Genomic DNA, 26,689 nt, shown 5'->3' with positions numbered 1-26,689 from the left:
CTCAAAATTCTAGGCTGATGAGTATATCCTGAAATTTAGACATATATTCTGCAACCCATGCTCGATTAATTAGTGGCTCTACATAACAACAAGCAAAGGCTACTTCTGTTTGAAAATTAAAAATTTCTAGCACCATAGCGGCGAACCCTGAGACGATATTTACACCTATACTTAAATCCGCCAACGTTAACGAACCATAATGGGTTGCTAATGGTATTTTAGATAAATAAGATAAAGTGAAATCGTATAGAAAATGATCTGTTTTCTCTAAAAATTTCATATTATAATTTTTTTTTGCTTGATTTAAATTAAATTTTCCCGGAAAGCCCCCTAATTCTGGTAAGCGACTTTTAAGCTGTGAATGATAATCCCTAGCTAAATCCCAAATATTAGTATTTTTAGTAATATGATGTTTAGTGGCGATATAATTGACGAAATAACCAAAATTGTGTGGCTCTATAGCTGGATAACAAATATCGCGAGTATTAACCCAAGTACATAAAGTTCCATTATAAGGATACCCATCTAAGTTATACTTGGTTATTAATGTAAGGGCATTAAACAGAGAATTTAACGAAACCTTATTTTTTTTACACAGTTTTTCTAAGTTATTTATTAATTCTATGGAAATTTTTTTAATAATTAATTTAGGTACCCGCTGCTGCAGTGGAGCAGGGGTATCAAATTGCCAACCTTTTCTCTTTATAGCTTGGTATTTTATCACTTGCTTTAAGTAGTTACTCCAATTAATTTTTTCTAGAAGAAAATTTTCCTGTGGCTTTAGTAACTCTAATACTTTAAATTTAGGCTCTAACTTATGCTCTAGCATGTCATAATAAGATAATAGTTCATGGATAAAAGTAAAAATAGCCGTGCCATCACATATAGCATGGTGAAAAGATAGCATTAAATGACAGCTTTCTTTTGCTTTTAATAAAGTAACACGCCATAGATATTGATCGACTAGAAAAGGCGTTTTTATCTCTTTTTCAAGGATTTCAAGCGGCTGGTCTGGGTGTGTTTGCTGTAAAATAAGAATCGGCACTTGCATGAAATCTATTCCAACTTTAAAACAATATCCATCAGCCTTAGGTCTAATGGTAGCGCGTAATAAAGGGTGGCGCTGAAAACCTAAATTTAAGGCTTTCTTTAATAAATCAACTTCGATGTTTCCTTGTAATCTTAAAGCCACCACAACTAAATCATTACCAGCAAATAAATCATGCATGAGAACTTTAATTGTTTCCCAATAACCTAAGTCTCTATCCATTATTTACCCACCTCTATAGCCTAAAAACCTTGCAATGGAAGTAAGCTTAGCGCCACCAATAAATAAATCGAATAGCATATTGCCAATGATTTTTGCTAAAAAAATATAATTAAATTATAGTCTGTTACCTTATAAGTTACAGCTAGATTAGCTTACTTGCTCTACTGCAAGCTCCTGTAGAGCATTCGTTTTATCAAAGTGAATTAAGCAATCAAATTGATTAGTCAAATGGGTAAAAAAGTAATGGCTAAAACGTTCTGTTTCTGGCCTATAAATTACCCCAATAGCTCGTTGTAAGCGGGGAATTTTCAAGAAGTGCTTTAATTGTTCATCCCCAGGTAGATATAAAATAAAATTTTTGTAAGTTAACTGATGAAATAATTCTTCATAGCTGCTTTTAAGTCCGGGTACTATTTGCTTACATTCTGAAGGCTCATCCCAATCTGAAGCTGCCCTAACAGATCCTTCGTAAGTAGAAAAGCCTAATAAATAAGTACTTAAATCATGTTGTTCTCTTATTAATTGTCCTATATTAATTTCATCCTGATCATTGCGTTCTGTAGCACGTGCATCACCTACGTGAGAATTATGCGCCCATATAACTATTTTTGCTGGTTTTTGCAATCGTCGCTCTAAATGATCAGCTAAAACGTTTACTGTTTCTGCCATATGCTGATCGCGGATATTCCATGAAGAAGCGTAACCTTCAAACATAGAGCGATAATAATGTTCAGCGTCTTTTACAATACGAGCATTTTGAGTTGCAAAAAAATAATCATCTTCAAGCTGAATCCCGTCTTGACGTAAATAGTCAAACGCATTTTGCTGTAAATCAACTAAAACAGCTAAGGCTTCTTTTATACATCTCTTTTTAATACCTAAGTTAGCTAAATAGCCATAAGATTGAGCATCTAAACGTTGATAATCAAAGCAACCATAACGTTCAATAGCTTGCTTGGCAGCTTTAGGGTCAACTTTCATTAGATAATTAATTACAGCTGTAATTGAGGCATTTAGACTATACAAATCAAGTCCATAAAATCCAATTTTCTGATTTGCTGCTAATTTATCGTTATACATTCGCAACCATTTGACAAAAGGTGACATAGTGGTATTTCGCCACATCCACGTAGGAAAACGCTGAAATTGGCTTAATGACTTCTCATTGTCATTAATATTTCCTTTACCTTGAATATAACGATGGATGCCGTAGGCATCAGGCCAATCACCTTCAATGGCAACTGCCATGAATCCTTTTTCTTCAATTAAACGTTTAGTAATGTCTATACGAGCTTGGTAGAATTCTTCAGTGCCATGCGTTGCTTCCCCTAGCAAAACAAAACGTCTATCGCCTATTCTTGCAATCAATTCAGAATAATCCTGCTTATGGCCAGACAAAGGTTTTATTGCTTCATTTAATACTTGAATGACTTTATGGTAGGCATCCATGTCTCCTCCGATAAGGCTGCTTAAATAGAAAGATGTGTAGTGAACCAGTTTTTTGCGAGCTCAGCAACTTGTGGTAAAGCGCCCTTTTCTTCAAACAAATGAGTTGCACCAGGCACAATTTCTAATTGCTTAGTACACGTTAAATGTTCCAAAGCTAATTGATTTAAATCAATAACTACTTTATCTCTTCCGCCTATAATAAGTAACGTTGGTGCTTTTACTTCTGATAAAAAATCGCCCGCTAAATCTGGCCGTCCACCACGAGAAACGACAGCCTTAATAATTTTTTGCTCTTTTGCTGCGGCAACAAGTGCGGCAGCAGCACCTGTACTTGCGCCAAAATAACCTAAATTTAAGCTAGGGAACTGTTTTATACTCCAATGTGTCACTTCTATTAAACGTTTTACTAAGAAAGAAATATTAAAACGTAATTCCCGAGTAATATTATCAACCTTTTCCTCCTGTGGCGTTAATAAATCAAATAAAAGAGTAGCTAAGTTAGCCTCATTTAAAAAACTTGCAACAAATTGATTACGACTGCTACGTGCACTACTTCCACTACCATGAACAAATAAAACAAGCCCTATAGCCTCTTTAGGAACAAATAAAAAGCCGGATAAAGTAGTATTAGCAGTCAATATCGTAATTTGCTTTGCTTTGTCTAAAGAATGAAAACCCATAAGTTACCTCATGAAGCATTTGCTAAGTAATTTTCGTTTGCCTTCCTAAGTAAGTCTGTTACTTCTGTATCTGAAATCTGCGGGAAATGGGCATACCAAAGACCCACTGCATAAAAATGCACAGGTTTTAAGGGGCATATAACCCGATCTACTAAACTTGTCATTTCTTTGAATGTTGATAATGCTGCGACAGGTATAGCTACTAACATGCTAGCGGGTTTTCTATTTTTTAATGCTTTAATTGCTGCTCGCATGGTTGAACCTGTAGCAATACCGTCATCGACTAAGATGATGTTTTTATTATAAAAACTAGGAAATGCTCGGTTGTCCCGATAAAGTACTTCACGACGTTTTAATTCTTTTTCTTCTTTAAGGATAGCTTTATCAATATCATCTTGCGATATGATTAATGATTCTATCACTTCTTGATTAAAAAATTTACAGCCACCCGAAGCAATAGCACCCATTGCTAATTCTTTATGCCAAGGTACACCTAGCTTTCTAACTAAAAAAACATCGAGCGGTAAATTTAAAGCGCTTGCTATTTCATACGCAACTGGAACGCCACCTCTAGGAAGTGCTAACACTATCGTATTTGCTTTGTTGGCATATTCCTTTAAGTGCTTAGCAAGAACTTTACCGGCAGCTTGTCGGTCTTGATATTTATCCATAGATATTCCTTGCTTTTTTATTAATAGTATAGCGCTTGGAGTAAATTTTTAATGAAAATTGATTAAATTTTTAACAAAATTAAAGGTCTACTGAAGTAGGGCTTTGATTTACAAGATATTATTAACGGAAGTAGCATTTAATGCTTAAGGATTTAATATTCAGTCATTAAACATATTCCACACAACGTTATCCACAGATTTTGTGGATAACCCAAAGATTAATGTTTTGCGCAGTTAGCTTTTAAAATCAACATAATAAACTCTTTTCATATCACGGAGGCTATAGTGGTATTAGCATCAATAGACTCACTTAAACGATGCCTTACATTAATTAATTGCCGATGTAACTCACCTTTAAATAATTCAAAGCCGCCCCAAACTTCTGTATTAATTTCAACTTGATCATTTAAATCAATAAAGACTTGCAAAGCAGTTAGAGCTAGGTTACGGGTATCATCCTCTATTTGATTATTGCCATGTTCTGAAATAGCAAATTTCAATGCTTTTTTTAAATCCTCAATAAGCCCTCTTTCGCTATAGTCAACATTATATAAATAAGACCCATTTATTTTTTGCACTTCATTTATTTTGGTCAAAACCAAAATATATGCTGCTAGCAGCGCATATTGACGATAAATGGTAATTCTTTCCAAGATATCACTTTCTAATTCTTTCGCCTCACTATCGTCAACCGCCACTAATTTGGCTTCTGATAAGGTAATATAATAATTTTCAGGCAGAAACTGAGTAAATAGATTATATAAATTATTACCCACTTTAAGGCTTTTTAAATAATCTAAAAGCTTAGTTTTATCAACCGGATAATTAATTTTTGACTTTTGGCTAGTAAGGAAGGTTTTTAATTTACTAGTAATTTGCGTTATTTTTTGCGGGTAATCATTAAGCATTTTAAGTGTAGACTGAATAAATAAAATATATTGAATTTGTTTATCGATAGGTTGTGCTTTGATTTTCTCCCTGACAATCATCTTTTCTAAGTTAGAAAAAAAGATATCTTTATCATTATTTATGTAGCTGTAACTGGTATAATTATCATCTTTTAATAGATAATCACGATAATCACTACAACAATTTGCCCAAGTTAAGGGATCCATATTATTTTCATTAGATAAACCTAATACATCCTGAAGAGCCATATTTAATGCACTATTGTCATCTGCTTGACCAAAAAAACCTAACAGTATGTCATAGGAATGATTAATACGTGCATAACGATATAAGCAAGAGCCTATTAGAATAGATTGCGCTCTCTCAAAGCTTACTGCTTTATTACGAGTTATTTGCTCATTTGGCATATTATTAGCTAATTGAGTGATACATCCGATTTGCTCAAGTCTAGTTTTATCTGGTTCACATTTAATCCAACGTCCTTTTTGCTTCTCTTTTATTTTCTTTTTATATAATTCCTCTAGCTTTAATAATTTTTCCCTTAAATCTAAATAATTAGGAGAAATATATCGCTTTGTTATTTGAGCAAACGATTGCTGTAAATTATCAGTTTTATCTTTTAAGAATGTAAAATCTGGGGCGTCATATGGCATATGATCTCCTTAAAATAACCTATTAATCCCTATATTCTTCAATAAGCTTGTTATAGTGTAACCCCATGATGAAGTATCATCCTCTTGCGGTTGATAATTGCGCATTTGAATGTTTGCTTGCATATCATTAGGAAAAGCTCGATACAATTCACCTAACTCAGGATGAGAACGATTGCGATATACCCAACCACAAAAATCATCTAACGCTTGATAGCTCTCCTCATAGATATATTTATCCAGTTCTTCTATTGAATCAATCTCTAAATGAGCCTTTAGAGTATCTATAAGCGGTTTATTAAGCACTTTTTGAAGTGAATTTTGATAACGCTCCCAAATATACAAATAAGCACCTTGCAATACCGATAATTTTTCTTTTTCTAAGGCAGTATAGTAATTTAGACTTTTAGCAATATTTTGAATTAAGTTGGCATCTTGAAATAGTTGAGAAGGAAGAAGAGGAAGGCAAGAACAAAAAAGACCACCTAATGTACCTAGCTTAGTATACGAGTTGCATAGCTTTGTAGGTAAAAACTCGGCTTTTTGCTGCAGCTGAGCAAAGGTTAGCATATTAGATTTCCTCCGCAATTCATTACTCACATTACGAGAACATGCAAGCATGTAGCCTAAGGTTGAATCTTCGACAGGACTTATTTCTTACTTTCTTGAACCTTTTTGCAGCTACAAATGCGGAATATCAGACTTATTCAAGAAAGTTTCTAGATCGTTACTCGATCTACCTGTCAATTTATTTATAACAATGTATAACATAATTTGCAAGGAGACACTAAATAGCCATAAATCTAATATCTTAATCAGAGGGTTATAAATATCTTGCACCCTGTCGTAAATCTCCCTTCTAAATTATGCGCCGTATGCCCTACACATAACTTCCCTTGCCCTTACACTCCTACCTAAACTTACGCATCGACTTTTATCTAAGCCTACGTGCCGCGACTTGTTCGCGGCATCCAGAGATACTTAATCAGATACATATTCATTTATAAACAATCAATGTCAGTACAAGTATATTTTTATATTTATTATAAACCTTATATTTTTTTTTTATTAATTAACAAATAAATCTTTAAATTTAACTTTCCCCCCTGCTGAATGCCGCAAACAAGTCGCGGCACGTAGGGATATGGGTTCGTAGCAACTAGAGATTGGTTTCCGGCAACTGCAGATTTGAGTTTCTAGCGCGTGTGGATTAGTTTTGTGTTACTTACAGATTCGAGACTCTGTACTTAAGTATATAGGTTTGTAGTACCTGAAGTTAAAGTAGCGTCTATAGACTGAAAGTTCTTGTACTGATAGATAAGGGTTCGTAAACCTAGGATAAGGTTTATAGCACCTACAGATAAAGTTGTTGGGTAAAGAATTGTGGCACGAAAAACAAAAAGCCGCACCACGCAAGTTAGTAACCATCACTCGTAAGCCTAACAGTATAAATATAAAAACAGCCAGATATAGGCAAAGCAAATACACCCATTCAAAGCTATTATTTAAGCAGAAAAATTTTCTTCCATACTAAAACGGCTTGCAATATTTTTAATGAGCTGCTGGTGAATATTATCAAAGCCCCGATTACTCATCACAACGACAGCATCACCTGGCGCAACACATTGCACGACGGTATCAATAATAGCCTGGGTATTAGGTAGAATTTTAAAAGTACACGTCCAATCATGCGCTAAATTTGATAAATCAAATTGCTCTGGGCTTAATATAAAAGCATTATCTACTTGAGCTAAAGCCTTAGCCATACTTTCTGCATGGACGCCTGAACGCATGGTATAAGAAGCAAATTCTAAAACGACCAAAATACGTTTATGACGTTTACTTTGGCGTAGGGCTTGAATCGTTTTAGAAATAGCTGTTGGATGATGGGCAAAATCATCATAAACAGTAACATCATACTGATTAGCTCTAACTTCAAGTCGTCTTTTTACTGGTTTAAATGAAGCGAGCGCACGAGCTGCTACTTCTGGTTTTACACCTGCATGATAACTCGCAGCCATTGCTGCCAAACCATTTTCCACATTAAATCGACCTATTAAAGACCAAGTGATTTGTGCTATTTCTTCTTGCTTATATAAAACCCGGAATGCAGAACCACTGTCGTTTAAAATTTCAGCACGCCAATTTGCTTTTCCATCAATAGCAGTATCTTCTAAATTTGAAAAAACCCCACGCGCAATGACAGTATTTAGAGCTGCATCATCTCGCGGTTTGATAATCATGCCTTTGCTAGGAATTGTTTTTAGGTAATAATGAAATTGCTGTTGTATTGCTTCTAAGTTCGCATAAATATCAGCATGATCAAATTCTAAATTATTAAGAATAGCAATTTCAGGTCGATAGTGCATAAGCTTTGGCCGTTTATCAAAATAAGCACTATCATATTCATCTGCCTCAATAACAAACCATTCACCCTGGCCTAAATTAGCACTTGTATTAAAATTAGGCGCAACTCCACCGATTAAAAAACCAGGATTTAAACCTGCCTGATCTAAAATATAAGCTAACATAGAGGTAGTTGTTGTTTTACCATGCGTTCCTGCAACAGCTAAAACACGAAAACGAGGTAAGATATTTTCTGCAAGCCATTGAGGTCCTGATGTATAGTTTTTACCTGCATTTAAGACGGCTTCTAATACAGGCATGCCTCTTTTAATTGCATTACCAACAATAACAACATCGGCTTTTAAAGCATCTGTAGAGTCTTCATACCCTTCAGACCAACGAATACCTTTTGCTTCTAATAAATCACTTACTGGCGGATAACAGTTAGCGTCGCACCCTGTTACTTGATGACCAGCATCGCGTGCTAGCAAAGCCAATGCGCTCATGAATGTGCCACTAATTCCTAAAATATGTAAATGCATTTTCTCATCGCCAAATTGAAACAGTTAAAATATTAGTTGCTAGCAAGCCAACACTAACTAACATCGCCGGGAAAAAACTCAATTCTAAAGCACACCGATAGATATGTGTTATAGCTATAAACTGCCAAATACTTAAAATTAGAGTGCTCATTATATAAATAAATGTGAATAATAACATATGGGTTTGCTTGAAATCAGCCTGCAAGAAATAAGCAGTCATAAATAACAGAGGAAAAGCTAAGCAATGAATAATTAAGTTACTCATTAATAATGATGTCACTGTTTGTGCAAATCGATTACCTTTTTTATATAAATAGAGAATTATTTTTGTAAAAACACCGAAAGATAGCAAAAGAGATATGCCTGTTAAGATAGAATTTGTGAGAGTATAAGTGCCTTTTACATCTGCTATTGTCCATTGAGTAACTAAAATAATTAGATAAAGTAAGGTAACTAAACTTAATAAAAAGAAAGAATAAGGTGTATTTGCTGGCGTTTCTTTCAAAATGGTAACTTGCCAATAGCGCTTTAAAAGGATGCCCCACATAGTAGTACCATTCCCATTTATTAATGGCATTAATTTATTTCAACTTAACGCCTTTTAAGTCAATCAATAAAAACACTTATAAATATATCAGCGACTCATTTTGTTTATTAAAAATCTTTGTGTCAGATATAAAAATATAAAAGATAAAGAAGACTTAACTTACTGAAGTCAGTCACTTTATATACCTTTAATGTTTGAAAGAGGTATCTATAAATTACATCAGCAATATTAAGAACAAGTTTAGGCCAACAATTAAATTGGCACAAGTCATGTATTGATTACTTTATATAAATTAGCGTTGTTTACAATAAAAAGGTTTAACTAATTTATACCAAGCTTAGCCATTTCCTTGAGAAAAACTATTAATTATTTTTAAGATTTTATCTGATGCAAATTTAGAATAAAGGATTAGTTAGTTTTACTGGATTAATTTGCTATACGCTAAATTCACTTTCTTAATACTCATTTGTTCTACCACAGGCGATTTCCATGGCCCCGAAATTTTATAAGTATAGCCACTTATCTTCTGCATACCGTGATTTATGATCTTACTTGCTACCCAAGTCGCCATACCAATAACAGGTCCACCAGCAATGGTGGCAACAATAGGTAAACTTGCAGTGATGTGTGGCACAATTTCTAAATCTAGATTATAACGTTGATTAATAATATCAAGGTTACCTTTCATACTTGCATAAGCTACTGGCCCGTCGATATGGCTTTGCTCGGTAGACATAATGCCATCATGAATTTCAAACATGCCTCTGTATTCATCAAAACTATAACCATCTTGCGCTAAATCACTAAAATCTAATTTTAAGCGTCGCGGGATCGTTTGCAAACTTAAAACACTTAACAGTTTCCCAACGCCTAATTTTTCTTCTGTTTCTGGGCTTAGATTTGTAATACGACCATTTTTAAAGTAAATGGATAAATCTGCTTTAAGGTGTTGTAAGGAAAAATCCTGAAAACCACCGGGCCAATGCCCTTTAAAATTTAACTTGCCTTGACGTGCTTCAACAACAGGACTTATTTTAAAACGGTGCAAGGCCTGGGCTAAATTATTAATATAGACCGATCCTTGCATACTAGTTAAATTACTTTTTGCTGTTTGCTGCCAGTCGCCCTGAGCTTGTAAAGCATACTCCGGTGTTTTTAAATTAAAAGTATCTATATGCAAGACATCGTCTTTGACTATTGCTTTAATAGCTGCTCTACCTAAATTTAGGCCATTGAATTGTAATTCTTCAATAATTAAATTTAAATTTGGAACTTGTTTTATTTTGATAGAAGATAAATGATTAGTTTGTGGTGATGAAGTTTTATCAATTTTTAATCTAGCGATAGTACCGCTTAAGTTATTATTTCTTAGTTGATAACGTAATTTAGCAGCTATTTTTTGTTGATTTAACCCTATAGCCCATTCGCTATTATTTACCTTTGTAGCCTCTATTTTTAAATTAGGATAGTTTTGACTACCTAATATTGCTTGTTTTAATAAAAGATTAATTGAATTAATAGGAATACTATTAGCACTTTTATTATCAAAAGATATATTTGCTAATGCATTTTTCCACTGCTCTAGATTAAACGTGTCTAGGGTACCTATTATTTGTACGCCTGAACGTTCACGCCAAAAGGCTTGACCCTGACCTAATCGAATCTCTCCTCTTTCTAAAAGAAATTGATTATTTAACCAGGAGAACCACAGATCACTATTAAGTTTGTTGTCATAGGCAATACGTAAACGTAACGCTTTTTGTGGATTAAAGTTAACGTCAATTGTTAGCGGCGCTAAGGCTGAAGCTGCTTTTCCTACTGGTGATGGGAGATTAATTGCCATACCTAAAAGTGAGGTTTTAATTTGCAAATGATCAAGATCGTTAGGATCATTGGTCAGCGTTAAAATACCTTCTAAGTCTACTTCACCTTCTAATAATGAAAGCCATGTTAATTTAAATTTTTCTCTTAAAACATCACTCGTCGTAGTCGCTTTAATTTTTATTTCTGTATACGGATTAGGATTGCGAACCGATTGAATGACTAAATTAATTGGATAATTCATGATAGCGGCATTAAGGCTGCTATTTAAAATACCTTTTTCATCAAATTGTAAGGAGCCTTCTAGATTATCTAATTTAATATTATTAATAATATGATTTACTGCCACCTGGTCTTTATTAAAAACTAAATTGCCCAGTACTAACACATGATCATGACCTGGTAAGGTGTAAAAAGGAACTTCTAATTGCAAATCTAGATCTATCTCCCCACTCATCTGTAATATCTTTAAAGCTGATAATTTTTGCTTTAATGGTGAGGAACGAACGTAAGCTAACGCTCTATCAGCAGTGGTATTAATTGTTGTTCTTACCAATAATGCCTCTTTATCTAAGCCAACATCAGGTATTTGTAAATTAGCATCTTTGATGATGATATTGTTTGTTTTAGCTTGTTTAATATTAGCCGCAAGTAAACGTTTATTTATATTTAAATAACCTTGAATATCACTAAGTAAAGGCCAATGTGGTGCAAAACGTAAATCCATTCCATCTATATAGCTTTTAATTGTAAATTCACCCGGTTTACCATCAAAAGGAAAATCAGATGCTAAACCATGAATAGATACTTCGGCGATCATTTGTTTTATCTGCTTAATATCCTGTTTAAGCCACAAATCTAATCTGTGTTTCAAATATTTTGCAGGCAGGTATTGCAACCATTGCTCTGCATTATCAGCAACTACTTGTGCATTCAAATTAACCTGTCCCGTTGACTGCTTAGTGATATTGCTTATATTTCCTTCAGCATTGACTTTTAAATCTGGCCTGGTTAATACGAAATGCTCTAAATTCACTTGCAAATTCTGAGCTAAAGATTGCCAATTAAGAGAGCTGTTTAATTGACTAAGTTCAATGGGAGGCTTCGCAAGAAAGTTTACAGTTAGCTGATGACTATCAAGCTTTAAGCTACCCTCATTCGGTGTCCAATATAAATAACCTGCTAAGTTTTGTATTCCAGGTATTGATTTCTGAGCTAGCCAACCTAAATGATTAAATTTAGTTAACAGCAATAAAGGCTCATAGTTTTTTAATGTAAGTCGTGTATCTTGTAAAGAACCCTGCGGCCTAACAGCAAGCATTGGATTAAATTGATTAGGCCAACTAGGAACGATGGGTAATAATGATTCTAAGATAAGATTTTTAACATAGATATCAAAGGTTTGATCATTACGCTTATAATTAATTAAGAATTCATTATCAGGCCACTTTACATCCTCTAATTGCATTTTTATATTATTTCCAGCAAACTGCCAGCCCAATTCTGTAGGTTTTAAAGCTAAATTCGCTGTAAAATAAGGAAGATTTTGTTCGACTTGAGTTTGTTTATCAAGCCATGCTAATTTCTTTAACTCAACTTTGCTTTGAATTTGTTTTAGGCGCCCAGCTTGCCAATCAAGCCATAATAAAAGATTTGCTTTTCCATTTTTTATCTGCGTCCTTGTCGGCGGTAAAAATACATCCCACTGAGTAAGTTGTAAGTGCTTTACAGCAAAAAAAGCCTGCCCTTGTGCTTTATTTAATTTATAGGGATCCAGCTGCATTTTTGCTAATAATTTAAAAGACGTAAGAGGCTTTTGAGCTAAGTAAGCATTTCCTTTAATGGCATATTGGCCAGATTGATTGGTAATTGTTAAGTTAAAGTGCCTTAAGGGTAAAAGCGTTTTATCATGTAAATAAACTTGTAAGTTAAGATTTTTAATAATAATTTTCTTTTGTTCAAAGATCCACGCTAAAATAGGCGCATGTGCAACATTACTAAGAACTGTATTACCTTTATTAATATTTGTTAAACCTTCAACTTGCCATTGATCATTTAACTGACGTAAAGTTAAGTTAAGATCTTCAACATATAAAATTCCTGGCTGTAATTGCCAATGCCAAAGTGATTCAAAAAGGTTAATGCCCACTAATAATTTTTTTAAGTGAATGATTTTATGAGCACTTTGAACATTAATATTTTTTAATTTAATGACGGGTTCAAACCAAAACCAGCTTGTTTCCATTCGTTGAATCGTAACAGGCTCACCTAGTAGAGTGGTCAAACGCTGTTCCAGCTGCGGTTTATATTGTTTAGCCCAAGGTGTTAAAGCCCGAAAAAGACTAGATATTAAAGCGCCAGCAATAATACAAACTGCAAAAATCAGCCAACAACGTTTGAAAAATTTAGATAAAAACGATTTTAAACTTGGAAACATAGTAAATAAATTATAAAGAAATATAGCCTAGGCACTCCTTGAGCCTAGACTATTTATTAAAATAAGCTCTTGATTAAACAACATAACCTTCTTCCCTCATTTTTGCTAATTTATAGCGTAAGGTACGCTCACTTACTCCTAAAATTGCAGCTGCCTGTTGGCGATTGCCCCCATGCGCTTTTAAAGTTTGAGCAATGACATCAAACTCATGTTCTTGTAAATTTTTCATTTTAATACCATCAAATAACGTAGGCTTAACTGTTCCTAACGTTGACAACTGTAAATGAGTAGGGTTTATTATACCATTTGTTTGTAACACCAAGGCCCGCTGTATTACATTGTCTAATTCTCTGGCATTTCCTGGCCAAGAATAACTTAAAAGCAATTGAATAGCCTCTTCACTTAATAAAGGAATTCTTAATGATTTTCCTTTGCAGTGACGACGAATCAGATAATTTGCCAACGGTATAATATCACATATTCGCTCTCTTAGGGGTAACCAATGTAGTGGAAAAATATTCAAACGATAATATAAGTCCTCACGAAAGCGTCCTAATTTTACTTCTTCTATTAATTCTCTATTACTGGTGGCTAGTATTCGAACATCTAAGTTGATAAGCTTATTGGCACCAATACGTTCAACTTCTTTTTCTTGAATAACACGCAGCAGTTTCGCCTGCAAACTTAAACTCATTTCACTTACTTCATCTAATAAAATTGTACCGCCTTGTGCTTGCTCAAATTTTCCAGGTGTTGATTTATAAGCGCCCGTAAAGGAACCCTTTTCATAACCAAACAAAGTTGCTTCAAGCATCTGCTCTGGGATTGCTGCACAATTAATTGCAATAAACGGTTGTTGCCTGCGCACAGAATGATCATGAATGAAATGGGCAAGTACCTCTTTACCTGTCCCACTCTCACCTGTAATCATCACACCGACATCAGATTGAGCAACACGCAGGGCCATAGAAAGTAAAGCTTGGCTTTTAGGATCTTTGGCAATAGGTTCATTATCCTCTTCACCGGAAGTAGCACCAATATAGAGGTTAATTTTCTCAGTAAGTTTATGTGCACTAAATGGTTTCTCTAGATAATCAACAGCGCCTTGTTGCATGGCTTTTACAGCATCCTCAACTGATCCATAAGCAGTCATTAAAATAACAGGCATACCTGGTGCGCGACGCTGAATTTCACTAAGTAATTGTTGGCCATCAAGCTTATCCATGCGTATGTCTGTAAGCACAACCGCCGGGCTGTATTTTTCTAGCATTGCTAATGCTTCTTTACCATCTTTAGCAGCCAAATAAGAGTGCCCTGCTAAACTCATTGTTTCAGCAAGTGCTTCACGTAAAACAGGATCATCTTCTACAATTAATACGCCATTCATCATTGATATTCCTTTTATTAATGTTGTGGCAAATAGCGCCTTAAAAAACTTTTAGACTTCTTTGGAAATCTATTGAGTAAGACTTATATTTATACAACATCCCTGCCCTGGAGAAGACTCAAGACTAATATCACCATGATGGGCTCTTACCACCGCTTTTACTACAGCTAATCCTAAACCGGTTCCTTCTGCTTTTGTTGTGAAAAATGGAGCAAATGCCTGCGCTTTTACGGATTCAGTCATTCCACAGCCATTATCCTTAATATTGATTATTAAATTATTTTTAATATAACTCAGTGCCACTTCAATACAATTTGCACCAGCCTGAATTGCATTTGTAATGAGATTTAAAACTGCTCCTATTAGGGATTCAGTATGTAAACAATAAGAGCCTGTTTGAAGTTGATTGTCAATAACTAACTTTAAAGTTGGTGGTAGCGCTAAAGAATAAATTCTTTTTTCTAATTCTCTTCCCCATTCAACAACACTAACATTTGCAAGTTCAATGGCTTCGCCGCGCGCAAAAGACAATAGATTTTGAACTTGTTTTTCAATACTAGTGTGACAATCTTGAATTAACTTTATCCATTTAGCTGTTCGCTCTTCTTGTGCTTTAGTTGAATTTAATAAATGCTCTGTATAAAGCATTGCTGAGGATAAGGGCGTACGAATCTGATGGGCAAGTTGAGCTGTCATTCTGCCTAAAGCTAAAAAGCGTCCATATTCAGCTTTTTCTTCTTCATATTGCCTTGTGGTTGTAAAATCGGTTAAAGTTACTAGCTCACCTGGCAGGCTATTTAATGAGGAAATAGCTACACTAATTCGTCGACCATCTACTAAAGATACTTCATAGCCATCATCTTCTTTAGGAGCAAAAGAGCGCTTAATAACATCTGACCATATAGCGCCTTCTAGTTCATTTCCCAGTAAATCCTCGGCGATATGATTAAACCATATAACTACACCTTGCGCATTAATAACCACTAGACCACAAGGAAGACGCTGGCATATTTCATGGTGTAAGTTATTCATCCCTAATTTATTATTATCCTTTATAAGTTAACATACGTTAAACCCTTCACACTTTTTCAGTTATAAAGCAGACTATTTATGCTTATTGGTCTGCACTGCGTTTAGCCTAACTTACCTGCTGGATCCCGCGGACAAGCCGCGGGACGTAGGTAGGAAAAAGGTGCCTATTTAGAGGAAGCTATCTAAGGAGAGTGCAGTCCAACAAATTATGATTAAACTTCACGCCCTAAGACTAAAACTGTTGGGCTGCACTGTGCTTAGCCCAATCTACCCACACTTCTCCCTACGTTCCGCGACTTGTTCGCGGAATCCAGAAATCAGCCATATCAAGAAGTAGCTTAACTTTAAAGCCACTATTGATAAGTTATCGGATATTTAAGCGCATGGCTAGGTAAGAGAATTTATTTTTTTGATTTATTATTTTTCTGTTTATATTCGTTATCTAGTGATCTTAAAAAAGCCATCTTTTCATTGAGTTTGACTTCTAAGCCTCTATCAACTGGTTTATACCACTTAAGACTCTTAAGTCCTTCGGGTAAATAAGTCTCACCAGCTGCATAACCAAAGGGTTCATCATGGGCATAACGATACTGGTGACCATATCCTAATTTATCCATCAAAGCAGTGGGTGCATTACGAAGATGATAAGGAACTTCGCGCGATTTATCTTTTTTTACAAAATCGAGTGCTTGCTTGTATGCTAGGTAAGCAGCATTACTTTTCGGCGCTAAAGCAAGATAAATAACAGCTTCAGCCAAAGCAAGCTCACCTTCAGGCGTCCCTAATCGTTCATAAGTTAATGCGGCATCATTTGCTAATTGCATGGCACGTGGATCAGCAAGCCCTATATCTTCCCATGCCATTCGTATAATTCGCCTTGCTAAATAGCGAGCATCAACACCACCATCAAGCATGCGAGTTAGCCAATAGAGAGCAGCATCAGGATTTGAGCCACGAACTGATTTATGTAGAGCAGAAATTTGATCATAAAAATTTTCTCCGCCTTTATCAAAGCGGCGGCCACTTGGCGCTAAAACATTCTGTAAAAAAGACAATGTTACATCATTAATACCTTCCATTTTTGCGGCTGTATTAATTTGCTCTAAAAGATTAAGAAGTCGACGTGCATCGCCATCAGCATAATGGATAATGAAATCTAATGCTTTGGTTTCAAATTGAAGATCAGGAAAAACCTTTTCTCGCGCTCTTTGTATTAACAAACTAAGTTCTTCGTCTGCCAGAGGCTTAAGTACGTAAACTTGTGCTCTAGAGAGTAAGGCGGAATTAACTTCAAAAGAAGGATTCTCTGTTGTTGCACCTATAAAAGTTAATAAACCTGATTCAGTATAAGGCAATAAGGCATCTTGTTGTGATTTATTAAAACGATGGATTTCATCGATAAAAAGCAATGTTTGGCGGTGATAGGTTAAATTAACTTGCGCCTGCTCAACCGCTGCTCGAATATCTTTTACTCCGGCTAATACTGCCGACAGCGCTATCCATTCACAATCAAAAGCTTCAGCACTTAATCTTGCTAATGTCGTTTTACCAACACCAGGTGGGCCCCAGAAAATCATAGAATAAGGCTTACCAGAAACAAATGCTAAACGTAAGGGTTTACCTGGCCCTAATAGGTGTGTCTGTCCAATGACTTCATCCCAATGCTTAGGCCTTAATTGCTCCGCTAATGGTATGAATTGTTCCATTTTTATTTATTGCTCAACAACATCGACACCCTTAGGCGGTTTAAATTGAAATAACTTCGTTGCCAAGGACGGATTGGTTTCTACATTTTTTAATGTAACAATCGTGTGTTGGCCAAGTTGATCAAAAAACTCAATGACACTTAGTGCATCACCCTTAAATGTTAACTGTACCGTTTGAAAATTTTCTTTCGGTGACTTAGCTTTTAAGATATAAGTTCTTACTCCCTTTTTATCTTTTGTTGTCACATCAAAGTCGCGAGTCACGCTATCATCATAACCGCTTAAAAAAAGGCCAGGGGTTCCACCTAAACCTGATTCTTGTTTTTTAACAGTTACCTGCTCTAAATCTATATCGTAAACCCAGAGACGTTTACTATCAGCAATAACAAGTTGTTCTAAAGGACTTTGGGTTTCCCAGCGAAACCGACCTGGTCTAACCAGAGCCATTTTACCTGAAGATTGTGAAACTTCACGCTTACCAGCGGTTACAATTTGATCAAAACCTGCACTCATACTACGGATTGCATTTAATTTAGCTTGTACTTCCTCAGCAGGTGTTTGCGCCCAAACACTAGTTAGGCAAGTAATTAACGCTAAAATGATTATTTTTTTCATATTTTTCCTCTTTATTCATCAGGTACGGCTGATACAAGAACATCTCTATAGCCACCATCTAAGGGTCCAACAATTCCTGTACGCTCCATTTCTTCTACTAAACGAGCAGCACGGTTATAACCTATTTTAAAACGACGCTGTACCGAAGAGATACTCGCCTTACGAGTTTGTATAATAAATTCTACCGCTTGATCATACAACGGATCTGTATCTTCGGTTTCTTGACCATCATCACCAACCCCACCCTCCGAACTATCAAGCGTTTGCGTAATTTCATCAATGTAATCAGGTTCACCACGTGTGCGCCAATCATCAGCAATTCGATGCACTTCTTTATCATCGACAAAAGCGCCATGCACGCGTAGAGGCGCGCCTGTACCTGGAGCTAAGTATAGCATGTCGCCGTGACCTAATAATTGTTCAGCACCTTGCTGATCAAGGATAGTACGAGAGTCAATTTTAGAAGAAACTTGAAATGACATTCGTGTAGGAATATTGGACTTGATTAAACCTGTTAATACATCAACCGAAGGTCTTTGCGTAGCTAAAATTAAGTGAATACCTGCGGCACGTGCTTTTTGTGCGATTCGAGCAATTAATTGCTCAACTTTTTTACCAACAACCATCATCATGTCAGCAAGTTCATCCACAACAACAACAATATAAGGTAATGGCTGTAATAAAGGTGCACTACTATCTACACCATCAGTTGGCTTCCACAAGGGATCAGCTAAAGGCTCGCCTCTCTCAATAGCTTCATTTACCTTATTATTAAAACCCGTTAAATTACGTACACCCATAGAAGCCATTAACCGATATCGTCTTTCCATTTCCGCGACACACCAACGTAAGGCACTAGCCGCTTCTTTCATATCTGTTACAACAGGGGTTAATAAATGCGGAATACCATCATAAACGGATAATTCCAGCATTTTAGGGTCAATCATAATTAAGCGAACTTGTTCAGGGCTAGATTTAAATAATAAGCTTAAAATCATTGCATTAATACCAACAGATTTACCTGAACCCGTGGTACCTGCAACTAATAGGTGAGGCATTTTTGCTAAATCAACTATCATTGGATGACCTGCAATATCAACACCTAACGCTAAGGTAAGCGGTGACATAGCATGTTGATAAACATCTGCTGATAATACAGATGAAAGGCGTACAATTTCTCGATGTTGATTAGGTAACTCAAGGCCTACTACCGTTTTACCGGGAATTACTTCAACAACCCGAACACTAATCACAGATAATGAGCGTGCTAAATCTTTAGCTAATGCTGTTAATTTACTGACTTTGATACCTGCAGCTAACTGCAATTCAAAACGGGTAATAACAGGTCCTGGATGCACAGCAACAACATCTGCCTGAATTCCAAAATCTAATAGGTGCTGTTCTACCTCACGCGATAGACTTTCTAACTCCTGATGAGTATATCCTCCTAAAGGTTTACCAACTTGGCCTTTATCAAGCAAACTTAATGAAGGCAATCCACTTGCAATAGGCGATTTTGCTTTCTTTTCTTTTGAAGGGTTAGCTTTATTATTTACTGCCGATGAATTTTCATTTGCATTGAGCGCTGGTATTGGCGCAGCTTGCGATGTAGGAGAAATAAGAATAGGAATTGTTTTTTCTGCCCTTTCTTTCCTCTCAGGCTCTCTTCTTATAGAAAGCGAAGGTGGTTTGTCTTGCCTAACTGGTTGTACATTAGATTTATCAAATTTAATAAGCTCTTTAATAGAGTGAGTTAAGCTTACTATCATGGTTTTTAATTTTAAAATAAGCCAGTTACCAGCACTTAAAGTATAAAGACCAATAGATTCTGAAAGCATTAACCAAGAAAAGCCTGTAAGCCATGTTACGCCGACTAACACGATAGCTAAAAGTAATAAAGAAGCACCTTGTAAATTTAAGGCATAATAAAAACCTTTTGCAATCCAATTTCCCAAAAGGCCACCTGCATTGCTAATATGACTAGCATTAACAATAACCGCATCTAAACTTAATAAACCACAGCCACCAATAATGGCAAAAGTAAAACCAATAAATCTTAATAAAAGCACATGCTTATTCACAGATTGCATAATTCGTTGTTCTTTTAAAACAAGCCAAGCAATGTAAAGAAGACCTATCGATAGAAAAAAGCAACAATAACCTAAAGTAAAATATAAAGCATCAGCGATATACGCACCAACATGGCCACCAGCATTAGCTATCTCTACATTATTTTTAGTTTTGTGAGTCCAGCCAGGATCCGTAACATGATAAGTACACAAAGAAAGTAGGATAAATAAAACACCTGTTAAAAGGAGAATAAAGCTCCCTTCACTGATTCGTTTGATAAGAAACGCCGGTAGCGTTTTTTTATTATTTTTAGTTTTAATACTTGCGTCTCTTTTTGTCATAACTATTTTAAAATATGTTTTTCTATCATACTATTTGGCATAATAACATATTTTATAAAGAAGAAAGCAATGACAAGCAGTAACTACCATCATCAGCTAATTATATTAGGGTCAGGTCCGGCAGGTTATACTGCTGCTGTTTATGCAGCTCGAGCTAACCTTCGTCCAGTTATCATTACTGGTATGCAACCAGGCGGTCAGCTAACAACCACAACTGAAGTTGATAATTGGCCTGGCGATCCTGAAGGTTTACAAGGCCCGGCCTTAATGGAGCGAATGCAAAAGCATGCTGAACGCTTTGATACAAAAATTATTTTTGACCATATTATTGAAGCTGATTTAAATAAGAGACCATTCACTTTACAAGGTGATAGCGACACTTACACCTGTGATGCTTTAATTATCGCAACGGGTGCTTCTGCACGTTATCTAGGACTTGAATCTGAAAAAGCTTATCAAGGTCGCGGTGTTTCAGCGTGTGCAACATGTGATGGCTTTTTCTATCGCAATAAAGATGTCTGTGTTATTGGTGGCGGTAATACGGCTGTTGAAGAAGCACTCTATCTCTCTAACATTGCCGCATCGGTTACTTTAATTCATCGACGTGACAGTTTAAAGGCTGAGAAAATTTTGCAAGATAAGCTGTTTGAAAAAGCCCGCACTGGTAACATTCGTTTATTTTGGAATCATACCTTAGAAGAGGTTTTAGGCGATGGGCTTAAAGTGACCGGTGTCAATTTACGTCATCTACAAGATAATAGTGTAAACCATCTTAAAGTAGATGGCGTTTTTATTGCTATCGGCCACGACCCTAATACCAGCTTATTTAAAAACCAATTAAATATGACTAATGATGGTTATTTAATTATTCGCTCTGGCCTTGAGGGTATGGCAACTGCAACATCGATACCAGGTGTTTTTGCCTGTGGTGATGTTGCTGATCATGTCTACAGACAAGCAATCACTTCAGCAGGCTTTGGCTGTATGGCAGCGCTTGATGCTGAGAAATATCTAGATGATGTAGCTAATTAAAAAGGACTTTATTCCAATTAAATAAATTTTTTAATTTAATACTTTTATATAACTTCATGTAAACTTAAATTAATCTAATTATTTTAATTGCTCTTAATGGCGATTATTGATTTATCCTATACTTTTCCTGATCCTGAAAAGGCAGATGATCAAGGTTTGTTGGCAGTTGGAGGAGATTTATCGCCCGGCCGATTGTTGACAGCGTATAGTCAAGGTATTTTTCCGTGGTTTGATGATGATTACCCTATTTTATGGTGGTCACCTAACCCACGCTTACTACTTATTCCGCAAGAATTCAAAGTATCGCGAAGCTTAAAAAAATCATTAAAAAAAAATTATTTAGTTACATTTGATAAGGCTTTTGAGCAAGTCATTCATGCTTGCGCAACTATTGATAAGCGAAAACAACATACTTGGATTACTTCTGACATGCAACAAGCCTACATCGAATTACATCGTTTAGGTTATGCGCATTCTGTTGAAGTTTGGTCTGCTGATAAATTGGTTGGTGGTTTATATGGGATAAGTTTGGGTAGAGCATTTTTTGGAGAGTCTATGTTTCATAAAGAGCGAGACACCTCGAAAATAGCTTTATTTTATTTATGCCAATTATTGATGGATTGGCATTTCGACTTTATTGATTGCCAACTATCGACACCGCATTTACAAAGTTTAGGCGCTATTGTTGTAGCTCGCCAAGAATTCTTAAAGAGATTAAAACAAACCTTACAATATCCAACTAAAAAAGGGGTCTGGTAGCCAGTTAAATTCAAAAATCATTAATATGCAAGGATTTTAATTTAACGAGATTAATTTGAACTAAACCATACGACATCCGCAAATCGCTATTTCCGATTTTAGAACCAAAAAAGCTTTCAGTTTAAACCCTGAACTAACTTAGTTCGGGGCTTTCAGATATAGAAACTTTATCAAGACGGGAATTTACTTTTTCTATTGCTTGTTGTGACTTTTCAAAAAAATGAATATGTATTCCTACAGGAACACTTGTTGCATGTGGGTGAGGCTGAATAGGCAGCTTACCTAGACTCTCTAGCAAACTTCGGAGCACTCTTAAAATTCTTTCAAACGTAGAATAATGTTTAGGTTTCTCAGGTATTTTACTTACAACTAAATTGCTCTGAACAATATCTTTTACTTCAATTACGCAATTCTTCGTAATACTATTTAGTTTAGTTTCATTGATCTTGGTAGCTGCCATTAGTGTATCTGTATATTCCTTTTTTGCAGCATCAATTTTTGAACAAACTTGATCAATAAATTCTAAGTGAGAATGATTAGGGTTTCTAGCAAGTATTTCAGCGTGTATATTTTCCATTTCTGCCTTAATTGACAGAAGCTCTGCCAAAATGGGATCACGTTCTTCTGCTATTTTCTCATAGAAAATAATATAAGGCTTTTGAATGTCCTTAACTAACTGACTAAAAAGCGAACACCTCGCTTTTTCTTTATCATCTTTTTTATCACCACCTAAAAAAACATGCATACAATCTAATTTTGTTTTTCTTATCATCTGGCGTATCTGCTCACAGGTTTCTTCCTTTAATTTTTCACCATTCTCCAAGAATTTACCTTGTGGCCTCCAATTAACAAGTAAATTTTGCATATGAGCTTTGCGATTAACACAATATTTATCTAAATTAAAATACCGTTTACTAATTCTTTCTTCTATCTTAACGAGCTCTTCATCTATTGCTAAATCACATTCCTGCAAAATCTTTTTTCTTTCCTCAAGTGAAAAATTCTCTGAAATAGCTTTCCTAGCATCTTCAATTATATTACCCACTGTTTTAGACATTTCTTCCTTGAGCTCAACGTTCATTTGACATAGAAGGTGACTTGCTTCGTGAAAAAAGTTAATTTCATCTGTTATAAATATTAAAGATTCAAAAAAATCTGATTTTTCATCAAAATCTGGTTCTGAAATACGTAACTTTTCTAGTACTTTTTCTAGTACATCTTTTGTTGTAATTTTGTAAATTTCAATGCGGCAGCTTTCGATAGTCAAGGGGTCTGCTGGTTTTTTACCAAGAAAATTAAGCAATTTTAATAAAAAATTTAACTGATTAGGATCTGTATTCTGCTGGTCTACTATGTTCATAGTCATGCGAACAAAGTGGCCCCAACCTCGGATTAATTTAATTAACTCCGATCGCTTTATAGGCTCCTTTAAAACAAGAATTTTTTTCCATAATTCTTCTTGTTCTAGTGAATCATACTTAAAAAAAATCAATTTTTCGTGCATTAAAATTAACCATTAAATACAAATATAATACTATTATATGATATTAATCTTAAGGAAAGGTTACCTAATTATTTAAATATAAGTATTAGGGTAGAGGTAAAAGTTAAAAATATTTTTTATTTTTAAATTCAATAAGATATGAGTGATAGATTTAATAAGCTCATAGGTAAAAATCCATTTTCAATCACATATATTTAGCTAGTGTTTTAATTTATCTATTATAAAACAATAACACCCGCACTTTATTGAATAAATAATTTTGCACTATAATAACCCCTTGCTTGATTGCCATTTTTCTAATTTTAGGGCACTATCTACCTTTTTATTTAATTTACTTGAGAGACCTCATGGCAAAAGAAGATCATATTGAAATGCTTGGTACGGTAGTAGATACGCTTCCAAATACTATGTTTCGTGTTGAGCTAGAAAATGGTCATATTGTTACAGCACACATTTCTGGCCGTATGCGTAAAAACTATATTCGTATTTTAACAGGTGACAAAGTTAAAGTTGAATTAACACCTTATGATTTGACTAAAGGACGTATCATTTTCCGCGACAAAAACTAAGTTTTTTTAATGCATTTTAAAATAGTTAATTGTTAATTTAATCCAATTAATGATGGTAGAGCCCATTTTCCAATGAATAAAATGGGCTCTATTCACTCATGTTAATGACCTGCAACAGTCATACTATCAATTAAAATTGAACCACAACGGGTGGAAATGTTTGGATTTATATCATTTCCTACAGCTTGAATATTTAAAAACATGTCTTTTAAATTACCAGCGATTGTTATTTCTTCTACTGGAAATTGGATAGCCCCATTTTCTACCCAAAAACCTGAAGCACCGCGCGAGTAATCACCTGTTAAACCATTTACTCCTTGTCCCATCAATTCAGTCACTAATAGACCCTTATTCATTTGCCTTATTAAATCGTTTATACCACCTGCAGTTGGATCTACTGTTAAATTATGAACACCACTACTATTAGCTGTGGTTTTTAAACCCATACGACGGGCGGAATAACTACTAAGTACATATTGGCGTAATCGGCCGTCCTCAACAAAAATATTGTTACGAGTAGGAATCCCTTCACCATCAAAAGGCGCACTGCCTAAGCCTCTTATTAAGTGGGGCTGTTCATAAATTTTAATATTGACAGGAAAAATTTGCTTATCTAGTGCATCTAATAAAAAGGAGTTTTTACGATATAAATTTGAGCCACTAATTGCATTAATTAGGCTTGATAGAATACCGCTTGATACACGCGGTGAAAATAAAACTGGCGCTTTCTGTGTTTTAACTTGCTTAGCCCCTAAACGACTCACAGTGCGCTCAACAGTACTCTCAGCTAAATGCTGTAATGAACTTAAATCACTTGCCAGACGTGCAGTAGTATAATCATAATCACGCTGCATAGCCTCGCCTTCTTGCGCAATTAAGGAACAACTTATACTATGCCTGGTGCCACTAACAATACCTAGAGCACCATACGTATTTGCATAACCATGGATAAAACTATAAGTAGCTAAATTAACGCCATCTGAATTTTTTATTCGTTGATCAAGACCAAGTGCATGTGACTCACAATTTAAAGCCATTTCAATTGCTTGAGTTGGGTTAATATCCCAAGGATGATATAAGTCGAGTTCGGGATATTTATTGGTTAATAATTCACGATCAGCCAAACCAAAGCAAGGATCTTCAGCGCTAACTTTGGCAATTTCATAAGCTGCTTTAACAAGCGTGTCTAAGGCTTTAGGAGAAGTATCAGTACTACTTGCAGCACCTTTACGATGGCCAATATAAACAACCAGACTTAATCCTTTATCTTCATTGAATGCAACTGTTTCAACATCATTCATTCGTACATCAACAGAGAAGCCATTGTCATGATTTACTGAAACGGCAGCATCAGTAGCACCTTGAGCGCGAGCTCGATCTAATATATCCTGCATAAGATTAGACAAATCACTTGCCGGTTTTTGTTGCACTTTGGTAATATTTTCTAATGAATTTTGCATAACTATTCCAAAATAAAAAATAATAATAAGGATACAAGAATACGATGCCCAGTCAAACCATTGTGATCACAAAATGGTTGAGGCAAGGTTTAAAATCAATATTTACGGTTTTATTTATTATAATCTTGCTTAATTATGCAATTGCAGCTAAAAACTGGCAAAAATTGGGCCCGGGTTTATTTTATCAAGATTTAAACTTTAGTTATCTTTCACCCTGGTCCCATATTCATGCCTTTCGAGTTGATTTAAAATCAAATGAACTTGATTTAGTTATGGCAAAAGAATTAGCCATGAAGCATGCCTCAGCTGAGGAATATGCCCAACACAGCAAAGCGCTTATTTCGCTTAACGGAGGATTTTTTGATCAAAATTTTCATCCCCTGGGATTAAGAATTAATAATAAAAAACTACAAAGCCCATTGAAGCAAATCAGCTGGTGGGGCGTTTTTTATATTAAAAATAATAATGCTTACTTAAGTAATGTCAGCCAATTCAGACGAAATAAACAAATTGATTTCGCTATTCAAAGTGGTCCACGCTTATTAATTCATGGGCAAATACCACCCTTAAAGCCCGGCCGAGCCGAACGCTCAGCCTTAGGCATTACCGCTGATGGCTATATTATTATCCTTGTCACAGAAAATGCACCCTTATCAACAACTGAACTAGCTCAGTTAATGAAAGCGCCCCCTCTTAATTGTATTAATGCACTTAATTTAGACGGAGGTAGTTCAAGTCAATTACATGCTAAAATAGATACCTTTCATTTAAACGTGCATGGTTTTTCTAATGTAAGTGATGCAGTTATTGTAAAAAGAAGAATAAACTAAATGAGAGTATTATCTTCAGTTTATGGATAGATACCTGCCTACACTTGTAATGACACCCACTA

Annotated in this window: 20 protein-coding genes; 4 read left to right on the top strand and 16 right to left on the bottom strand. The window is 35.3% G+C overall.

Annotated features, from left to right (window positions below; all coding sequences use genetic code 11):
• Position 1: 1 nt before the first annotated feature.
• From E1P04_RS02670 to E1P04_RS02605, 14 genes are all read right to left on the bottom strand, one after another.
• Positions 2 to 1,270: a condensation domain-containing protein gene (locus tag E1P04_RS02670; protein ID WP_131781381.1), complete on the bottom strand. Its 1,269-nt coding sequence runs from the start codon at positions 1,268 to 1,270 to the stop codon at positions 2 to 4.
• A 147-nt stretch (positions 1,271 to 1,417) separates the two neighbouring features.
• Positions 1,418 to 2,719 (bottom strand): erythromycin esterase family protein, encoded by a 1,302-nt coding sequence (locus E1P04_RS02665; RefSeq protein ID WP_131781380.1) that lies wholly within the window; start codon positions 2,717 to 2,719, stop codon positions 1,418 to 1,420.
• Between the two features lie 20 nt (positions 2,720 to 2,739).
• Entirely contained in the window at positions 2,740 to 3,399 is a 660-nt protein-coding gene (locus tag E1P04_RS02660) for a dienelactone hydrolase family protein (RefSeq protein WP_131781379.1), read from the bottom strand.
• 8 nt (positions 3,400 to 3,407) lie between these two features.
• Positions 3,408 to 4,070 carry a phosphoribosyltransferase gene (locus E1P04_RS02655; RefSeq protein WP_131781378.1) on the bottom strand — a complete coding sequence of 221 codons (663 nt, stop codon included), beginning with the start codon at positions 4,068 to 4,070 and terminating at the stop codon, positions 3,408 to 3,410.
• 266 nt (positions 4,071 to 4,336) lie between these two features.
• Positions 4,337 to 5,632, bottom strand: coding sequence for a hypothetical protein (locus E1P04_RS02650; protein ID WP_131781377.1), 1,296 nt, complete (start codon positions 5,630 to 5,632; stop codon positions 4,337 to 4,339).
• Positions 5,633 to 5,641: 9 nt separating this feature from the next.
• Positions 5,642 to 6,199: a hypothetical protein gene (locus E1P04_RS02645; RefSeq protein ID WP_131781376.1), complete on the bottom strand. Its 558-nt coding sequence runs from the start codon at positions 6,197 to 6,199 to the stop codon at positions 5,642 to 5,644.
• 935 nt (positions 6,200 to 7,134) lie between these two features.
• Positions 7,135 to 8,517, bottom strand: coding sequence for a UDP-N-acetylmuramate:L-alanyl-gamma-D-glutamyl-meso-diaminopimelate ligase (gene mpl, locus E1P04_RS02640; protein ID WP_131781375.1), 1,383 nt, complete (start codon positions 8,515 to 8,517; stop codon positions 7,135 to 7,137).
• 4 nt (positions 8,518 to 8,521) lie between these two features.
• A complete protein-coding gene (locus E1P04_RS02635; protein ID WP_131781374.1) occupies positions 8,522 to 9,094 on the bottom strand; it encodes a hypothetical protein in 573 nt (190 codons plus the stop codon).
• A gap of 388 nt (positions 9,095 to 9,482) precedes the next feature.
• On the bottom strand, positions 9,483 to 13,322 hold the full coding sequence (locus tag E1P04_RS02630) for a YhdP family protein (protein ID WP_131781373.1): 3,840 nt from the start codon (positions 13,320 to 13,322) through the stop codon (positions 9,483 to 9,485).
• A gap of 73 nt (positions 13,323 to 13,395) precedes the next feature.
• Complete coding sequence (locus E1P04_RS02625) at positions 13,396 to 14,712, bottom strand: sigma-54-dependent transcriptional regulator (protein WP_282433090.1); 1,317 nt, start codon at positions 14,710 to 14,712, stop codon at positions 13,396 to 13,398.
• Positions 14,713 to 14,778: 66 nt separating this feature from the next.
• On the bottom strand, positions 14,779 to 15,741 hold the full coding sequence (locus E1P04_RS02620; protein ID WP_131781372.1) for a sensor histidine kinase: 963 nt from the start codon (positions 15,739 to 15,741) through the stop codon (positions 14,779 to 14,781).
• Between the two features lie 401 nt (positions 15,742 to 16,142).
• Entirely contained in the window at positions 16,143 to 17,447 is a 1,305-nt protein-coding gene (locus E1P04_RS02615) for a replication-associated recombination protein A (RefSeq protein WP_131781371.1), read from the bottom strand.
• 6 nt (positions 17,448 to 17,453) lie between these two features.
• A complete protein-coding gene (lolA, locus tag E1P04_RS02610) occupies positions 17,454 to 18,062 on the bottom strand; it encodes an outer membrane lipoprotein periplasmic chaperone LolA (protein WP_131781370.1) in 609 nt (202 codons plus the stop codon).
• An 11-nt stretch (positions 18,063 to 18,073) separates the two neighbouring features.
• Complete coding sequence (locus tag E1P04_RS02605; protein WP_131781369.1) at positions 18,074 to 20,473, bottom strand: DNA translocase FtsK; 2,400 nt, start codon at positions 20,471 to 20,473, stop codon at positions 18,074 to 18,076.
• Positions 20,474 to 20,542: 69 nt separating this feature from the next.
• Between E1P04_RS02605 and trxB the strand changes: the two genes are divergently transcribed.
• A complete protein-coding gene (gene trxB / locus E1P04_RS02600; RefSeq protein WP_131781368.1) occupies positions 20,543 to 21,505 on the top strand; it encodes a thioredoxin-disulfide reductase in 963 nt (320 codons plus the stop codon).
• A gap of 96 nt (positions 21,506 to 21,601) precedes the next feature.
• On the top strand, positions 21,602 to 22,264 hold the full coding sequence (aat, locus tag E1P04_RS02595; protein ID WP_131781367.1) for a leucyl/phenylalanyl-tRNA--protein transferase: 663 nt from the start codon (positions 21,602 to 21,604) through the stop codon (positions 22,262 to 22,264).
• A gap of 133 nt (positions 22,265 to 22,397) precedes the next feature.
• On the opposite strand, the gene E1P04_RS02590 is transcribed toward aat, so the two are convergent.
• Positions 22,398 to 23,768: a hypothetical protein gene (locus E1P04_RS02590; protein ID WP_131781366.1), complete on the bottom strand. Its 1,371-nt coding sequence runs from the start codon at positions 23,766 to 23,768 to the stop codon at positions 22,398 to 22,400.
• Positions 23,769 to 24,115: 347 nt separating this feature from the next.
• On the opposite strand from E1P04_RS02590, the gene infA reads away from it, so the two are divergent.
• On the top strand, positions 24,116 to 24,337 hold the full coding sequence (infA, locus tag E1P04_RS02585) for a translation initiation factor IF-1 (RefSeq protein WP_094090461.1): 222 nt from the start codon (positions 24,116 to 24,118) through the stop codon (positions 24,335 to 24,337).
• 101 nt (positions 24,338 to 24,438) lie between these two features.
• On the opposite strand, the gene pmbA is transcribed toward infA, so the two are convergent.
• On the bottom strand, positions 24,439 to 25,797 hold the full coding sequence (pmbA, locus tag E1P04_RS02580) for a metalloprotease PmbA (RefSeq protein ID WP_131781365.1): 1,359 nt from the start codon (positions 25,795 to 25,797) through the stop codon (positions 24,439 to 24,441).
• A gap of 44 nt (positions 25,798 to 25,841) precedes the next feature.
• Here pmbA and E1P04_RS02575 point away from each other — a divergent pair, with 44 nt between their 5' ends.
• Positions 25,842 to 26,627: a phosphodiester glycosidase family protein gene (locus tag E1P04_RS02575; RefSeq protein WP_131781364.1), complete on the top strand. Its 786-nt coding sequence runs from the start codon at positions 25,842 to 25,844 to the stop codon at positions 26,625 to 26,627.
• Positions 26,628 to 26,689 lie beyond the last annotated feature (62 nt).

Source organism: Legionella gresilensis (assembly GCF_900639865.1).
Classification (GTDB): domain Bacteria; phylum Pseudomonadota; class Gammaproteobacteria; order Legionellales; family Legionellaceae; genus Legionella_C; species Legionella_C gresilensis.
Note: the sequence above shows the minus strand (reverse complement) of the source record. Positions and strands in the feature narration are given on the sequence as shown.

Bases quoted from the DNA above. Each gene is read 5' to 3' on its own strand.
- E1P04_RS02670 (WP_131781381.1), bottom strand. From the start codon at position 1,270: ATGGATAGAGACTTAGGTTATTGGGAAACAATTAAAGTTCTCATGCAT.
- E1P04_RS02665 (WP_131781380.1), bottom strand. From the start codon at position 2,719: ATGGATGCCTACCATAAAGTCATTCAAGTATTAAATGAAGCAATAAAA.
- E1P04_RS02660 (WP_131781379.1), bottom strand. From the start codon at position 3,399: ATGGGTTTTCATTCTTTAGACAAAGCAAAGCAAATTACGATATTGACT.
- E1P04_RS02655 (WP_131781378.1), bottom strand. From the start codon at position 4,070: ATGGATAAATATCAAGACCGACAAGCTGCCGGTAAAGTTCTTGCTAAG.
- E1P04_RS02650 (WP_131781377.1), bottom strand. From the start codon at position 5,632: ATGCCATATGACGCCCCAGATTTTACATTCTTAAAAGATAAAACTGAT.
- E1P04_RS02645 (WP_131781376.1), bottom strand. From the start codon at position 6,199: ATGCTAACCTTTGCTCAGCTGCAGCAAAAAGCCGAGTTTTTACCTACA.
- mpl (WP_131781375.1), bottom strand. From the start codon at position 8,517: ATGCATTTACATATTTTAGGAATTAGTGGCACATTCATGAGCGCATTG.
- E1P04_RS02635 (WP_131781374.1), bottom strand. From the start codon at position 9,094: ATGCCATTAATAAATGGGAATGGTACTACTATGTGGGGCATCCTTTTA.
- E1P04_RS02630 (WP_131781373.1), bottom strand. From the start codon at position 13,322: ATGTTTCCAAGTTTAAAATCGTTTTTATCTAAATTTTTCAAACGTTGT.
- E1P04_RS02625 (WP_282433090.1), bottom strand. From the start codon at position 14,712: ATGATGAATGGCGTATTAATTGTAGAAGATGATCCTGTTTTACGTGAA.
- E1P04_RS02620 (WP_131781372.1), bottom strand. From the start codon at position 15,741: ATGAATAACTTACACCATGAAATATGCCAGCGTCTTCCTTGTGGTCTA.
- E1P04_RS02615 (WP_131781371.1), bottom strand. From the start codon at position 17,447: ATGGAACAATTCATACCATTAGCGGAGCAATTAAGGCCTAAGCATTGG.
- lolA (WP_131781370.1), bottom strand. From the start codon at position 18,062: ATGAAAAAAATAATCATTTTAGCGTTAATTACTTGCCTAACTAGTGTT.
- E1P04_RS02605 (WP_131781369.1), bottom strand. From the start codon at position 20,473: ATGACAAAAAGAGACGCAAGTATTAAAACTAAAAATAATAAAAAAACG.
- trxB (WP_131781368.1), top strand. From the start codon at position 20,543: ATGACAAGCAGTAACTACCATCATCAGCTAATTATATTAGGGTCAGGT.
- aat (WP_131781367.1), top strand. From the start codon at position 21,602: ATGGCGATTATTGATTTATCCTATACTTTTCCTGATCCTGAAAAGGCA.
- E1P04_RS02590 (WP_131781366.1), bottom strand. From the start codon at position 23,768: ATGCACGAAAAATTGATTTTTTTTAAGTATGATTCACTAGAACAAGAA.
- infA (WP_094090461.1), top strand. From the start codon at position 24,116: ATGGCAAAAGAAGATCATATTGAAATGCTTGGTACGGTAGTAGATACG.
- pmbA (WP_131781365.1), bottom strand. From the start codon at position 25,797: ATGCAAAATTCATTAGAAAATATTACCAAAGTGCAACAAAAACCGGCA.
- E1P04_RS02575 (WP_131781364.1), top strand. From the start codon at position 25,842: ATGCCCAGTCAAACCATTGTGATCACAAAATGGTTGAGGCAAGGTTTA.